At 49.9% G+C, this 13,883-nt stretch carries 12 protein-coding genes; 7 read left to right on the top strand and 5 right to left on the bottom strand.

Translation table 11 applies throughout. The annotated features are described in order from the left end of the window. Nucleotides 1-7 precede the first annotated feature (7 nt). Nucleotides 8-1,696 (top strand): PTS fructose transporter subunit IIBC, encoded by a 1,689-nt coding sequence (gene fruA / locus BZK41_RS06895; protein ID WP_048215908.1) that lies wholly within the window; start codon nucleotides 8-10, stop codon nucleotides 1,694-1,696. Nucleotides 1,697-1,802: 106 nt separating this feature from the next. Here fruA and BZK41_RS06890 read toward each other — a convergent pair whose 3' ends face one another. Both BZK41_RS06890 and BZK41_RS06885 read right to left on the bottom strand, forming a co-directional pair. Next, nucleotides 1,803-3,101 carry an anaerobic C4-dicarboxylate transporter gene (locus BZK41_RS06890; protein WP_079937644.1) on the bottom strand — a complete coding sequence of 433 codons (1,299 nt, stop codon included), beginning with the start codon at nucleotides 3,099-3,101 and terminating at the stop codon, nucleotides 1,803-1,805. 75 nt (nucleotides 3,102-3,176) lie between these two features. After that, nucleotides 3,177-3,896 carry an amino acid racemase gene (locus tag BZK41_RS06885; protein ID WP_079937643.1) on the bottom strand — a complete coding sequence of 240 codons (720 nt, stop codon included), beginning with the start codon at nucleotides 3,894-3,896 and terminating at the stop codon, nucleotides 3,177-3,179. Between the two features lie 352 nt (nucleotides 3,897-4,248). On the opposite strand from BZK41_RS06885, the gene hypT reads away from it, so the two are divergent. The 4 genes from hypT to BZK41_RS06865 all read left to right on the top strand — a co-directional run bounded on the left by hypT (nucleotide 4,249) and on the right by BZK41_RS06865 (nucleotide 8,675). Then, nucleotides 4,249-5,160 (top strand): hypochlorite stress DNA-binding transcriptional regulator HypT, encoded by a 912-nt coding sequence (hypT, locus tag BZK41_RS06880; RefSeq protein WP_079937642.1) that lies wholly within the window; start codon nucleotides 4,249-4,251, stop codon nucleotides 5,158-5,160. Between the two features lie 303 nt (nucleotides 5,161-5,463). Beyond that, nucleotides 5,464-6,405, top strand: coding sequence for a pseudouridine kinase (locus BZK41_RS06875; protein ID WP_079937641.1), 942 nt, complete (start codon nucleotides 5,464-5,466; stop codon nucleotides 6,403-6,405). Continuing rightward, nucleotides 6,393-7,328 carry a pseudouridine-5'-phosphate glycosidase gene (locus tag BZK41_RS06870; protein WP_079937640.1) on the top strand — a complete coding sequence of 312 codons (936 nt, stop codon included), beginning with the start codon at nucleotides 6,393-6,395 and terminating at the stop codon, nucleotides 7,326-7,328. Before BZK41_RS06875 ends, BZK41_RS06870 begins: the two co-directional genes overlap by 13 nt. A 96-nt stretch (nucleotides 7,329-7,424) precedes the next feature. After that, the gene (locus BZK41_RS06865; RefSeq protein WP_079937639.1) at nucleotides 7,425-8,675 is read left to right on the top strand and encodes a NupC/NupG family nucleoside CNT transporter; all 1,251 of its coding nucleotides are present in this window, start codon (nucleotides 7,425-7,427) and stop codon (nucleotides 8,673-8,675) included. A gap of 36 nt (nucleotides 8,676-8,711) precedes the next feature. Here BZK41_RS06865 and BZK41_RS06860 read toward each other — a convergent pair whose 3' ends face one another. Then, the gene (locus tag BZK41_RS06860) at nucleotides 8,712-9,410 is read right to left on the bottom strand and encodes a transcriptional regulator YeiL (protein WP_079937638.1); all 699 of its coding nucleotides are present in this window, start codon (nucleotides 9,408-9,410) and stop codon (nucleotides 8,712-8,714) included. 129 nt (nucleotides 9,411-9,539) lie between these two features. Between BZK41_RS06860 and rihB the strand changes: the two genes are divergently transcribed. Next, nucleotides 9,540-10,472 carry a ribosylpyrimidine nucleosidase gene (gene rihB / locus BZK41_RS06855; RefSeq protein WP_079937637.1) on the top strand — a complete coding sequence of 311 codons (933 nt, stop codon included), beginning with the start codon at nucleotides 9,540-9,542 and terminating at the stop codon, nucleotides 10,470-10,472. Between the two features lie 105 nt (nucleotides 10,473-10,577). Next, nucleotides 10,578-11,828, top strand: a complete 1,251-nt coding sequence (locus BZK41_RS06850; protein ID WP_079937636.1) for a NupC/NupG family nucleoside CNT transporter — start codon at nucleotides 10,578-10,580, stop codon at nucleotides 11,826-11,828. 47 nt (nucleotides 11,829-11,875) lie between these two features. Here BZK41_RS06850 and BZK41_RS06845 read toward each other — a convergent pair whose 3' ends face one another. Both BZK41_RS06845 and nfo read right to left on the bottom strand, forming a co-directional pair. Continuing rightward, on the bottom strand, nucleotides 11,876-12,964 hold the full coding sequence (locus tag BZK41_RS06845; RefSeq protein ID WP_079937635.1) for a sugar kinase: 1,089 nt from the start codon (nucleotides 12,962-12,964) through the stop codon (nucleotides 11,876-11,878). Between the two features lie 2 nt (nucleotides 12,965-12,966). Continuing rightward, entirely contained in the window at nucleotides 12,967-13,824 is an 858-nt protein-coding gene (gene nfo / locus BZK41_RS06840) for a deoxyribonuclease IV (protein ID WP_079937634.1), read from the bottom strand. Nucleotides 13,825-13,883: the final 59 nt, after the last annotated feature.

The following is a 13,883-nucleotide window of genomic DNA, read 5'->3' as shown; positions in this document are numbered from 1 at the left end:
AGGCATAATGAAAACGCTGCTGATTATTGACGCTAATCTCGGCCAGGCTCGCGCTTACATGGCGAAAACCCTGCTTGGAGCGGCGGCACAGAAAGCACATCTGGAAATTATTGATAATCCGAATGATGCCGAACTGGCAATTGTTCTGGGCGATACGCTTCCTGCCGACAGTTCGCTGAACGGCAAAAAAGTCTGGCTGGGCGACATTGGCCGTGCGGTTGCGCACCCTGAACTCTTCCTCAGCGAAGCGAAAGGCCATGCAAAACCCTACAGCGCCCCGGTTGCAACAGCACCTGTGGCCAGCAGTGGTCCAAAACGCGTGGTGGCGGTGACGGCGTGTCCGACCGGTGTTGCTCATACGTTTATGGCCGCTGAAGCGATTGAAACAGAAGCGAAAAAACGTGGCTGGTGGGTGAAGGTTGAAACCCGAGGTTCTGTTGGCGCAGGCAATGCCATTACGCCGGAAGAAGTGGCTCAGGCTGATCTGGTGATTGTGGCCGCTGACATCGAAGTTGATCTGGCGAAGTTTGCCGGCAAACCGATGTACCGCACCTCTACGGGTCTTGCGTTGAAGAAAACCAAGCAGGAGCTGGACAAAGCGCTGGAAGAAGCAACACCGTACCAGCCAACCGGTAAAGCGCAGACTTCAGCAACCGAAAGTAAGAAAGAGAGCGCGGGGGCATATCGTCACCTGCTGACGGGCGTCTCTTACATGCTGCCGATGGTGGTTGCTGGCGGTCTGTGTATTGCACTCTCGTTCGCTTTTGGTATCGAAGCGTTTAAAGAGCAGGGTACGCTGGCGGCGGCGCTGATGCAGATTGGCGGTGGTTCAGCCTTCGCGCTGATGGTGCCGGTACTGGCAGGTTATATCGCGTTTTCCATCGCTGACCGTCCGGGTCTGACGCCGGGTCTTATCGGCGGTATGCTGGCGGTGAGCACCGGTTCCGGCTTTATTGGCGGGATTATTGCTGGTTTCCTTGCCGGTTATGTGGCGAAGCTTATCAGCACGAAGCTGAAACTCCCGCAGAGTATGGAAGCGCTGAAACCGATCCTGATCATTCCGCTGTTCTCAAGCCTGGTGGTTGGTCTGGCCATGATTTACCTGATCGGCAAACCGGTGGCGGGCATTCTGGAAGGTCTGACCCACTGGCTGCAAACCATGGGTACGGCGAATGCGGTGCTGCTTGGAGCGATTCTTGGCGGCATGATGTGTACCGACATGGGTGGCCCGGTTAACAAGGCGGCGTATGCTTTCGGTGTGGGTCTGCTGAGTACGCAAACTTATGCACCGATGGCGGCCATCATGGCTGCGGGTATGGTACCTCCGCTGGCTCTGGGTCTGGCAACGCTGGTTGCGCGTCGTAAGTTCGACAAAGCGCAGCAGGAAGGCGGCAAAGCTGCCCTGGTACTGGGCCTGTGCTTTATCACCGAAGGGGCAATCCCGTTCGCTGCCCGTGACCCAATGCGCGTTCTGCCTTGCTGTATTGTTGGCGGCGCGATTACCGGGGCTATCTCGATGGCGGTGGGTGCGAAGCTGATGGCGCCACACGGCGGGCTGTTTGTCCTGTTAATCCCAGGCGCAATCACGCCGGTGTTGGGATACCTGTTGGCAATTATTGCCGGTACGCTGGTAGCTGGTCTCTCCTACGCGGTGCTGAAGCGCCCGGAAGCTGAGGTTGTGGCAAAGGCGGCCTGATTTAACGTCGATACCAGGGGCAGAGAATTCTCTGCCCCTTTTTTATGCATTTACCTAAACCGTTGCTGCATCGCCGCAATAATCCATCCAACCTTAATAAAACGGATCAGGCAATCATTGGCGCGATGATAAAACCAAAGGCAACGCCAGCAATGATCCCACCCAGTCCTGGCAGCATAAACGGATGGTTTAAGACATACTTGCCCACGCGCGTTGTCCCTGTGGTGTCGAACTCCATTGCCGCCAGCGAAGTCGGGTATGTTGGTAGAACAAACACCCCGGTTACCGCCACATAGGAGGCCAGAATTGCCCATGTAGGCACGCCGAGTGCAACGGCCAGAGGGATAATCAGCGGCGTGGTGGCGCCTTGCGAGTAGAGAAGCGCGCAGGTACCAAACAGCACCAGAGCCAACAGCATGGGATAAGCCCGTAGAATATCGCCTGCGATGTCCTTAATCTCCGCTAAGTGGGCATCAATGAAGGTCGTTCCCAATGTAACAATCCCGAGAATGACCGCCAGTGAACTCATCCCTGATCGAAATGTGGATGTCAGGACAATAGCATCGGTTGATGTTTTGCATAACACCACCATCAGGCAAGCAGCAGCCAGCATACAGATAATGATGATATCCCGGGTATTCATTGGGTTGCCTGCATCGAATCCAGGGCGTAGCTGCGGGCAGGCGGCAAGAATAACGATGACGACGGTTGCCAGCATGAACAGGGCGACTGAGAGTTTGGCACCCGGCGTGGTGCTGTTTTGCCCTTCATATTTACGCACTAATCCTTTTTGCAGGCGTTCCAGATAGACTTCATCGTCCTGAAGCTCGCATCCCTGACGTGAGGCGATAAAAGCAGCGACCATCGCGGCGACAAACGAAGCTGGCAGACATACCGCCATGACCTGGATAAAGGTAACACCGTTGCCTTCCATAATGGTCAGCATTGCCGCCATTGCGGCGCTGATCGGCGAACCGGATATCGCCACCTGGGAGGCGACCACGGAGCCGGCGAGCGTACGGGAAGGGCGGATACCGGACTCTTTGGCGACTTCGGCAATCACCGGCAGGGTAGAAAATACGATGAACCCTGTTCCAGCCATAATGGTCATCGACCAGGTGATAATCGGTGCAATAATATTGATATATTTAGGATTACGTCGCATAAAATTACCGGCAACGCGTACCAGATAATCCATACCTCCGGCGGCTTGTAGCGCCGATGCTGCCACGACAACTGTCATAATAATGAGAATGACGTCAACGGGTGGCGAGCCAATTTGTAGATCAAATCCCAACGTTAAAATAGCCAGCCCCAGACCACCGCATAAACCGATACCTATTCCGCCGAGGCGGATACCAAAAAATATTGCACCCAACACGACGATAATTTCTAACCAAACCATAATGGCCTCCGCCAGAGAATAATTTGTTATTAAAATAAGTGTTTGTTTAATGCTTTATTAATCTGGTGACGGCTGTTATTGCGCCAGAAGATGATGTTTGCCAACTCGCTTTTCGTACCATTTAATACCGGCGCGAACTAATGAGCCGGTTGAGTCAATATATTTATCTGGAGACTTTCTGACTGCGTCGGCAAGAATGACGGGGACTTCGGTACATCCCAGTACAATGATTTTTGCGCCGCGTGAGAAGAGCATTTCAGCCTGTTCATTCATCAGCGTTTGCGCCCGCTTAAGATCGCCGGCTTTTAAGCAATAAATACTTTCCATGACCTTTTCCTGACCGGATGAATCAGGGCTGATGCAGGTTAAGCCAAGAGATTCGATACCTTTTTGGTAGAGTCCCATGTAAAGAGTGGCGTTGGTAGCAAGTAAACCGATACGCGACTTTCCGCAGTTTTTGACCTCATTCATGGTTGTTTCAACGATACTGAGTAACTCTGTATGACAGCATTCTTTTAATTCATTAAACCAAAAGTGGGCGGTATTACAGGGGATCACAATACACTCCGCACCAGCATCTTCCAGTTTATGCATATAATCACGCATTGCCGGAAGTGGGGAATGGCCATGATGCATTAATGCATCAGTTCGGTCTGGAATATCGGGGATGGATGAAATAATTAATGGGATATGTTCCTGATCGCGTTGCGCTGCAGTAAAGGTGACGAATTTATTAAAAAGATCGACTGTTGCAGCAGGCCCCATACCACCAAGTACGCCAATTAAACCTTTCACGATATATACCTCTATTTACCGATATTTAATATTCAGAGCTGGTGTCTATCTGGTGCTTATGTTTAACAGCAGAGTGTCGTGAGGAGAAATGCAATAATGTTTGGTTCAATGCAAAAAACGCATGAGTGTGATTTCTTTTGCCATCTCAGCAGGCCGGTAATCAGCCAGAGGCCCGACATTCCACGGCGGATGAGCGGTCGTGGTCGATGAGTAACGAAACATGTTAATGTCAAAAACGAAGGTGTTATGCAAAAAACGAATCGCCAGATACTGATGTTGAATATCATCTCCGGGAATATTCAGGCATGATGCTTAGGACTAATCGACATATTTAAACATCCGCGTGACAGGTATGAAAAATATCGAGACAAAATGGTTATATGACTTTCTGACGCTGGAAGCGTGCCGTCATTTTTCCCAGGCCGCAGAGGAGCGCAACCTATCCCAACCGGCATTTAGCCGGCGGATCAAGGCGCTCGAATCCGCCGTTGGGGTGCTGCTGTTTGACCGTACGACGAGTCCACTGCAGCTGACAGAGGAGGGTAAGTTGTTCCATTCGCAAACCCGTAGCCTGCTGCAACAGCTGGAATGCAATTTGGATGAGCTAAGTGGTCACAACCTGCTTGGCGTTCCCAATATCAAAATAGCGGCAGCGCATTCTCTGTCGCTGACGATGTTGCCCAGATTGGTACATTCAATGTCGGCATGGGGCGAGGAGTTTGTTTACCACGTTGAAGCGATTGACGTAGTCCAGGCGGTAAATACGCTGCGCGAGGGGAAAAGTGATTTTATTATCTCCTTTCGCGATGAAGACTTAATGCAGTCACCTTTCTGCGGTTTGAAGGTTTTTGAGTCTGAACTGTATCCCGTCTGTGCTGCGGATGCACGGGGTAAGGCGTTGTTTGACATCTATCAGCCGCAGGTGCCGATTCTGAACTATACCAGCACATCCTACATGGGAAGATTGGTTAACCGTCATCTGGCGGAGGTGGGCGGTATTTCGGCACGTACGCTGTTTATGTCTTCGATGAGTGAGCTATTGAAGAATATGGCATTGGATGGTCATGGTATCGCCTGGCTGCCAGCGTGGACGATAGTGAACGAATTGCGCGATAAGCGCCTGGTTTGTCTGGACACGCCGGAGTTGATGGTGCCTATTCAGGCCTATATTTACCGAATGGATACCCGCTTGAATAAAACGGCTGAGCATTTCTGGCGGATTTTGTACAACCATATGCCAGAGGATCTGGTTTCACTTACCTGACATGCGGCTGTTCACCAGTCGCATCTGAAAAACCTCCGGTTATGCCGGAGTGATACTTTTTGTCCTGCTTAATTTGTGTACTACCTCTCACTTTCCCTCTCCCTGACAAACTGTATCTATAAAAAATTGTGATTCTGTTCATATCTATCGACTTTAGAGCTTGCAGATGGATTTACTTTGTCAAAAACACGCTTACTATAAACACATGTTTGATTGTGAACATTTGCTCTAATAACCTGATGTGTGACGTTGGTTATTTTTAACGAACTCATTTGTGGCAAGCTAATTGCCAGGGGACGTGCTATGCGTGAAAAGGAATACATAGTAACTATTGGCTCGGCCAATATGGATGTTGCCGGGTGTTCGCATGCTTCACTAAATTATGCGGATTCGAATCCGGGAAAGATTAAATTCACCCCAGGAGGCGTTGGGCGTAACATTGCACATAATCTCGCACTATTGGGTAAAAATTCCTGGCTGCTAACGGCAGTGGGTAATGATTTTTATGGTCAATCGTTATTGGCGCAAACCAATCAATCCGGAGTACATGTTGATAAGTGTCTTATCGTTCCCGGAGAGAATACATCAAGTTATTTATCGCTGCTTGATAACACCGGTGAAATGCTGGTAGCTATTAATGATATGAGCATTACCGAACATATTTCAGCAGTATTTTTATCGCAGCATCATGATTTTATTCGGCAGGCGAAAGTGATTGTCGCCGATTGCAATATCAGCGAAGAGTCCATGGCATGGGTGCTGGAAAATGCCGGGGATGTTCCGGTGTTTGTTGACCCGGTGTCGGCATGGAAGTGCGTCAAAATTCGTGAGCGTCTGGGACAAATCCACACCCTCAAACCAAACCGCCTTGAAGCCGAAACGCTGAGTGGCATTGCGCTTTCCGGGCGTGATGACGTTGGCAAAGTTGCCGCGTGGTTTCACGATCGCGGCTTAAATCGGCTGGTGCTCAGCATGGGGGGGGACGGCGTTTATTACAGTGATATTACGGGGAATAGTGGTTGGTCTCCGCCGATTAAAACTCACGTCATTAATGTTACCGGGGCTGGCGATGCGATGATGGCTGGACTGGCTTCCTGCTGGCTAGACGGTATGCCCTTTATTGATTCGGTTCGATTTGCTCAGGGTTGTTCATCAATGGCATTAGCCAGTGAATATACCAATAACCCTGATTTGTCTGTTGCGAATGTTAGCTCAATAGTGGAGAACACAGAATGTCTGAATTAACTCTTTCCTCTGAATTATTACAAATATCTCCAGAAGTACAGGAAGCATTAAACAGTAAAAAACCAATTGTTGCTCTTGAATCAACCATTATTTCCCATGGTATGCCATTTCCGCAGAATGCCCAGACAGCGATTGAAGTAGAAGAAACTATTCGTAAGTACGGAGCAGTTCCTGCGACCATTGCCATTATTGGCGGGGTAATGAAAGTTGGTTTAAGTAAAGATGAAATTGAGTTGCTTGGGCGAGAAGGTCATAGCGTTACTAAAGTCAGTCGTCGTGATTTGCCGTTTGTGGTTGCGGCAGGGAAAAATGGTGCAACGACTGTTGCCTCAACCATGATTATTGCCGCACTGGCTGGAATTAAAGTATTTGCAACGGGAGGAATTGGTGGCGTTCATCGTGGAGCCCAACATACCTTTGATATTTCTGCGGATCTGCAAGAACTGGCACATACCAATGTCACGGTAATTTGTGCTGGCGCAAAATCTATTCTTGATCTCGGTTTAACGACCGAATATTTAGAAACTTTTGGCGTGCCATTAATTGGATATCAAACCAAGGCGCTGCCGGCATTTTTCTGCCGCACCAGTCCGTTTGAGGTCAGTATCCGTCTGGACAGCGCAAAAGAGATTGCCCGAGCCATGGCGGTGAAATGGCAAACGGGTCTCGACGGCGGTCTGGTTGTTGCAAACCCAATCCCGGAACAGTTTGCGATGGCAGAGGAGAAAATTAACGCGGCAATCGATCGGGCGGTAAAAGAAGCGGAAGAGCAGGGGATTGTGGGCAAAGAGAGTACGCCGTTCCTGCTGGCGCGAGTTGCGGAGCTAACCGGTGGTGACAGCCTGAAATCAAATATTCAGCTGGTGTTCAACAACGCGGTGCTGGCCTGCGAAATTGCGAAGGAATATCAGCGCCTCGCCTGACAGAATTTTCCGGGCAGAATGCGGTCGCCCGCGAATATCAAACCTACCAAAGCCTGGCGATAACGCCGGGTTTCCTGGCATGAAGGGAATTTCATTATGGATATAATGAGAAGTGTTGTGGGTATGGTGGTATTACTGGCCATCGCGTTTCTGCTGTCAGTAAATAAAAAACGTATTAGTCTGCGCACAGTCGGAGCTGCGCTGGTACTGCAAATCGCAATTGGCGGCATTATGCTGTATTTTCCGCCGGGGAAATGGCTGGTGGAACAGGCAGCGCTCGGTGTCCACAAGGTGATGTCCTATAGTGACGCGGGAAGCGCATTTATCTTTGGCTCCCTGGTCGGGCCAAAAATGGATGTGCTGTTTGACGGAGCCGGGTTTATCTTCGCCTTTCGGGTGCTCCCGGCCATCATTTTTGTGACTGCGCTAATCAGTCTGCTCTACTACATTGGCGTGATGGGGCTGTTGATCCGCATCCTCGGCGGTATTTTCCAGAAAGCGCTGAACATCAGCAAGATCGAGTCATTTGTCGCCGTAACGACAATTTTCCTCGGGCAAAACGAGATCCCGGCGATCGTCAAACCGTTTATTGACCGGCTGAATCGCAATGAGCTGTTTACCGCTATTTGTAGCGGGATGGCTTCGATTGCAGGCTCAATGATGATTGGTTACGCCGGAATGGGCGTTCCGATTGACTATTTGCTGGCTGCATCGTTGATGGCGATCCCTGGCGGTATTTTGTTCGCGCGTATGCTGAGTCCGGCAACAGAAGAATCTCGTGTCACCTTCGAAAACCTGTCATTTACTGAAACGCCGCCGAAAAGCATCATTGAAGCAGCGGCGAGTGGGGCGATGACCGGGCTGAAAATTGCCGCAGGCGTGGCGACGGTAGTGATGGCATTTGTCGCCATTATCGCACTGATTAACGGCATTATCGGCGGGATCGGCGGTTGGTTTGGTTTTGGTCACGCCACTCTGGAAGGGATATTTGGCTATGTCTTAGCCCCGCTGGCGTGGATTATGGGCGTTGACTGGAGCGATGCGACGCTGGCAGGTAGCCTGATCGGACAGAAACTGGCAATCAACGAGTTTGTCGCTTATCTCAACTTCTCGCCGTATCTGCAATCGGGTGGGACGCTGGATGTGAAGACCATTGCGATTATCTCGTTTGCGCTGTGTGGGTTTGCTAACTTTGGCTCAATCGGCGTTGTCGTCGGGGCATTTTCGGCGATAGCACCACAGCGTGCCCCGGAAATCGCGCAGCTTGGAATGCGGGCGCTGGCAGCTGCAACGCTGTCAAACCTGATGAGTGCCACCATAGCCGGTTTCTTTATCGGACTGGTGTAAAATAAACGCGCGTCAGCAAAAACTGGCGCGCTTTTATTAATGAATGAGATCAGTAAAATTATTCTCTGGATCCATCTCAAGCGCCAGCGCGGTCATTTTCTTTTTATCATTAATTGTATAACCATTTTTTTGTTTTAATAACAGGCCTTCGTGCGTAAATTGTGCAATGACATATAATAAATGGCGATAGGTTACACCCATATATTCAGCTACCTGTGTATGTTTTTCCTGGTACAGATTATCATGCTGCGTCAATAAAATAAATGCGGCCAGACGGTTAACCAAAGGGAATGATTGGTTCTGTGTTAGTGAGACAATATTACGATAATTTTTACGACTTAACGAGACACAAAGCTGACGCAGAAAAATGGCATCATTTAGTAGTAGCGGACGATATTGTTTCATGGGTAGTACCAGACACCAACACTCTTCAATGGCCTGAACGGCACGAGGTTCATGGTCGGCGTCAACTAATTCAATCTCACCAATAAAACAAGGGGCACCGAAGAAGTCAATCAATGACACCCTGCCGTTAGGTAATGTGGCATATAGCTTGGCGCGCCCACGAGCCAGATAGAACAGATATGACGGCTGGTTTCCCTCCCGCACAATGTAGTCTCCGGCTGCAACATGGAACAACCGGGTATCACATGACACATCAACAGAGAAGCATTCTGTATAGCCTTTTTGGTCAATGAGTTGCTGCCTGAGAGCATCATTTTGGATTTCTTTCACAATGGTTTCCCGGTATGAGATTTCTCATATTCAGCATACGTTTTCTGTCGCTATGATTCTAGCATCGTCATGCTTTTGGTTTCTTTGATAAGACGAAAATACCCTACCAGCGAACAGAGGAAATAAGAAATGGAAAGAAGAAAAATTATTCTGGATTGCGACCCCGGACACGATGATGCTATTGCAATGATGATGGCAGCAAGACATCCTGCGATTGAATTACTGGGCATTACTATTGTTGCTGGCAACCAGACACTGGATAAGACATTAGTGAATGGATTAAATGTATGCCAGAAACTTAATATTAATGTTCCGGTTTATGCTGGTATGCCACAACCTATTATGCGTAAGCAGATTGTCGCAGATAATATTCATGGCGAATCTGGTCTGGATGGCCCGGTGTTTGAACCGCTGATCCGTGAAGCAGAAGGCACTAATGCAGTGCAGTATATAATAGATACACTCATGGCTAGCGATGGCGATATTACATTGGTGCCGGTCGGGCCATTGAGTAATATTGCCGTGGCGATGCGTATGCAGCCTGCTATTTTACCGAAAATTCGTGAGATCGTACTGATGGGCGGTGCGTACGGAACCGGTAATTTTACGCCTTCCGCCGAGTTTAATATCTTTGCTGACCCGGAGGCTGCCCGTGTTGTCTTCACCTCCGGTGTGCCATTAGTGATGATGGGACTTGATCTCACCAATCAAACCGTTTGTACCGCTGATGTTATTGCCCGGATGGAAAAGGCGGGGGGGCCAGCAGGGCAATTATTCAGCGACATTATGAACTTTACCCTGAAAACGCAATATGAAAACTATGGTCTGGCCGGAGGCCCGGTGCATGACGCAACCTGTATCGGCTATTTGATTAATCCTCAGGGGATCAAAACACAGGACATGTACGTCGAAGTCGATATCAACAGCGGTCCATGCTATGGACGTACCGTCTGCGATGAGCTGGGAGTGTTGGGAAAACCGGCGAATGCGAAGGTTGGGATCACCATTGATACCGCCTGGTTCTGGGATTTAGTTGAAGAGTGTGTGCGCAAGTATCTCTGACACTAGAACCGGCCTGTTCAGTCGCGGTACAGGCCGGTTAACACCTGATGGGCAGTGAGTGGTCGCCCGTAACGAGTTCACACCTGGCATGTCGGGAAGATCATTATGGACATAATGAGAAGTGTTCTGGGGATGGGAGTATTACTGATAATTGCATTTCTGTTGTCAGTAAATAAAAAGCGTATCAATCTGCGTACTGTAGGGGCGGCATTGATCCTGCAGATTGCCATTGGCGGTGTGATGCTCTATTTTCCGCCAGGTAAATGGCTAGCCGAGCAGGCGGCGCTGGGGGTTCATAAAGTTATGACTTACAGTGATGCCGGTAGCGCCTTTATTTTCGGCTCACTGGCGGGGCCTGAAATGGATAAGGTTTTTAATGGCGCCGGTTTTGTGTTTGCCTTTCGAGTACTTCCCGCCATTATTTTTATTACCGCACTGGTAAGCCTGTTGTATTACATCGGCGTGATGGGAGGACTCATCCGCGTTCTCGGTGGTATTTTCCAGAAGGCGCTGAACATCAGTAAGATCGAGTCCTTCGTGGCTGTCACTACCATTTTCCTCGGGCAAAATGAGATCCCTGCGATCGTCAAACCCTTTATGGACCGCCTCAATCGTAATGAGCTGTTTACCGCAATTTGTAGTGGAATGGCCTCCATTGCGGGTTCAACAATGATTGGTTACGCTGGCCTTGGCGTACCCATTGATTACCTGCTGGCGGCTTCCTTAATGGCGATCCCTGGCGGTATCCTGTTTGCCCGTCTGCTGAGTCCGGCAACGGAAGAGACGCAGGTAACCTTTGAGAACTTGTCGTTTACCGAAACGCCGCCAAAAAGCATCATCGAAGCAGCGGCGAGTGGGGCGATGACCGGGCTGAAAATTGCCGCAGGCGTGGCGACGGTAGTGATGGCTTTTGTCGCCATTATCGCACTGATTAACGGTATTATCGGTGGGGTTGGCGGCTGGTTTGGTTATGGTCACGCTACTCTGGAAGGGATCTTCGGCTGTCTACTTGCACCGCTGGCCTGGCTGATGGGCGTTGACTGGAGCGATGCGACGCTGGCAGGTAGCCTGATTGGTCAGAAACTGGCAATCAACGAGTTTGTCGCTTATCTCAACTTCTCGCCGTATCTGCAAACGGGTGGGACGCTGGATGTGAAGACCATTGCGATTATCTCGTTTGCGCTGTGTGGGTTTGCTAACTTTGGCTCAATTGGCGTTGTCGTCGGGGCATTTTCGGCGATAGCACCACAGCGAGCCCCGGAAATCGCCCAACTTGGAATGCGTGCGCTGGCAGCAGCAACGCTGTCAAACCTGATGAGTGCCACCATAGCCGGTTTCTTTATCGGTCTGGCATAAAGTACAGTTTGTAGGCCGGATAAGCGTAGCGCTATCCGGCATTACAATTAAGCTGTTTGTAGCAAATACAGGGCGTTATCTGCTGAAAGAGTGGGGTTGTTGATGCTGATGCTGGCCCGCGATAATGCCGCGCAGGCCATGGCAAAATGAGCGCTTTCACGAAACTCACTCCCTTCCAGAAAGCTGTACAATAATCCTGCCATAAATGCGTCATCAGCGCCAAAACTGTCTACCGTCGCATGCTCAGGAGGCGTCAGTAAAAACTGTTCTCCGTCCTTTTCACTGCAAAACACGGACTCATCTTCCAGGCAGACAAAGATTCGTTTTACCCCCTGCTGATGGAGGCTATTGACGGCCAGTACGCGATCCGCATCAGAATGAATAGGTTGACCCCATAAAATTGATAGCTCTTTCTGCGTTGGTTTTAGCGTATGAATACGCGTAAACCAGGTTTTCACTTTTGCCGCTTTGAACTCTGAAACGGTGTCTATAAACACCGGAATGTCATCAGCAATAGTAAAGACCCACTCAATGGCTTCGGCGGTCAAATTACAATCTGCCAGTACGACACCGGAATGGCGGATCAAATCCCGCGAACCGTTCAGCAGCTGTGGCGTCAATTGTTGCAGGATATGGGTATCGTTAATTGCAAGTACGGTCTCTTCCTGCTGATTAGCGATCGACAGATAGGTCGAGGTGTTATGTCCATGCAGGCGTATGCAGCTGGAAACGTTAACACCAGCCTGACGCGTTTGTTCCAGCAATGTTTCGCCATAGAAGTCGCTGCCAACAGCGGAAATTAAATGTACGTCGCGACCCAGCAGCGCCAGGTTGTGGGCGATGTTACGTCCTACACCACCTGCTGAGCATTGAATGCTGCCAGGATTAGAGGCAGCCTGAGGATAGTTGATGTCAGCAACACCACGAATATCCATATTGATGGCCCCAACAACCACGCAATAATCTTGTTCGGTAAGGATATAACCTTTCCCTTTGATCATGCCTTTACGCATTAAATCCATGATATGCGCAGCGACGCGTGAACGACTGATCTGCAAAATATCGGCGATTTCATTCTGTTGAATCAACGGATTGCGGCGCAGGATCTTAAGGATCTGCTTTTCCCTGTCGTTCATGATTAGGCCACCGCTTTTTCTGTTTGCTGGGCTTTCAGCCAGGCAATCTCTTCGGCCCAGATATCCGGATTAATGGTTTCCAGCACCATTGGAATACCGTCAAAACGATTGTCCTGCATGATCCAGCGGAATGCCTCGTGACCAATATTGCCTTCACCTAAGCTGTGATGACGGTCAACGCGACTGCCAAACGCGCTCTTGGCGTCGTTCAGGTGCATACCGCGTAGATACTTGAAACCGACAATACGTTCAAATTCCGCAAACGTCTTTGCGCACTCTTCTGCGGAACGCAAATCGTAACCCGCCGCGAAAGCGTGGCAGGTATCAATACAGACGCCGACACGGGACTTATCTTCGACGCCGTCGATTATGGCGGCCAGGTGCTCAAACTTGAATCCCAAATTGCTACCCTGTCCGGCGGTATTTTCGATAACTGCCGTAACGCCCTGGGTCTGAGCGAGGACGATGTTGATGGATTCGGCAATGCGCGCCAGACATTCATCTTCCGGGATCTGCATCAAATGGCTGCCGGGGTGAAAGTTCAGCAGGGATAAGCCCAGCAGTTCACAGCGTTGCATTTCATCAAGAAACGCATCACGCGATTTTTCCAGCGCATCGCTGACCGGGTGACCGAGGTTAATCAGGTAACTATCGTGAGGCAGAATTTGTGCAGAGGTGTAGTGGTACTTCTCACAGGCAGATTTGAAATCATCAATGATTTCGGTGGTCAGCGGCGCGGCACGCCACTGGCGCTGATTCTTGGTGAACAGGGCGAATGCGGTCGCTTCGATTTCCGCTGCTCGAATAGCGGCGTTAGCCAGACCGCCAGCGGCGCTTACGTGCGCTCCGATATATTTCATAAATTTAACCCGCCATACTCAAATACAAAAAGGGAGAGTATAGCGGGTTAATGGAGGTG

It is taken from the genome of Citrobacter sp. A316, from assembly GCF_002042945.1.
Lineage (GTDB): Bacteria > Pseudomonadota > Gammaproteobacteria > Enterobacterales > Enterobacteriaceae > Citrobacter > Citrobacter portucalensis.
The sequence above is the reverse complement of the archived record's forward strand: the minus strand, read 5'-3'. Positions and strand labels throughout refer to the sequence as shown.

Coding starts and splice junctions, on each gene's coding strand:
- fruA (WP_048215908.1), top strand. CDS start 8: ATGAAAACGCTGCTGATTATTGACGCTAATCTCGGCCAGGCTCGCGCT.
- BZK41_RS06890 (WP_079937644.1), bottom strand. CDS start 3,101: ATGGTTTGGTTAGAAATTATCGTCGTGTTGGGTGCAATATTTTTTGGT.
- hypT (WP_079937642.1), top strand. CDS start 4,249: ATGAAAAATATCGAGACAAAATGGTTATATGACTTTCTGACGCTGGAA.
- BZK41_RS06875 (WP_079937641.1), top strand. CDS start 5,464: ATGCGTGAAAAGGAATACATAGTAACTATTGGCTCGGCCAATATGGAT.
- BZK41_RS06870 (WP_079937640.1), top strand. CDS start 6,393: ATGTCTGAATTAACTCTTTCCTCTGAATTATTACAAATATCTCCAGAA.
- BZK41_RS06865 (WP_079937639.1), top strand. CDS start 7,425: ATGGATATAATGAGAAGTGTTGTGGGTATGGTGGTATTACTGGCCATC.
- rihB (WP_079937637.1), top strand. CDS start 9,540: ATGGAAAGAAGAAAAATTATTCTGGATTGCGACCCCGGACACGATGAT.
- BZK41_RS06850 (WP_079937636.1), top strand. CDS start 10,578: ATGGACATAATGAGAAGTGTTCTGGGGATGGGAGTATTACTGATAATT.
- BZK41_RS06845 (WP_079937635.1), bottom strand. CDS start 12,964: ATGAACGACAGGGAAAAGCAGATCCTTAAGATCCTGCGCCGCAATCCG.
- nfo (WP_079937634.1), bottom strand. CDS start 13,824: ATGAAATATATCGGAGCGCACGTAAGCGCCGCTGGCGGTCTGGCTAAC.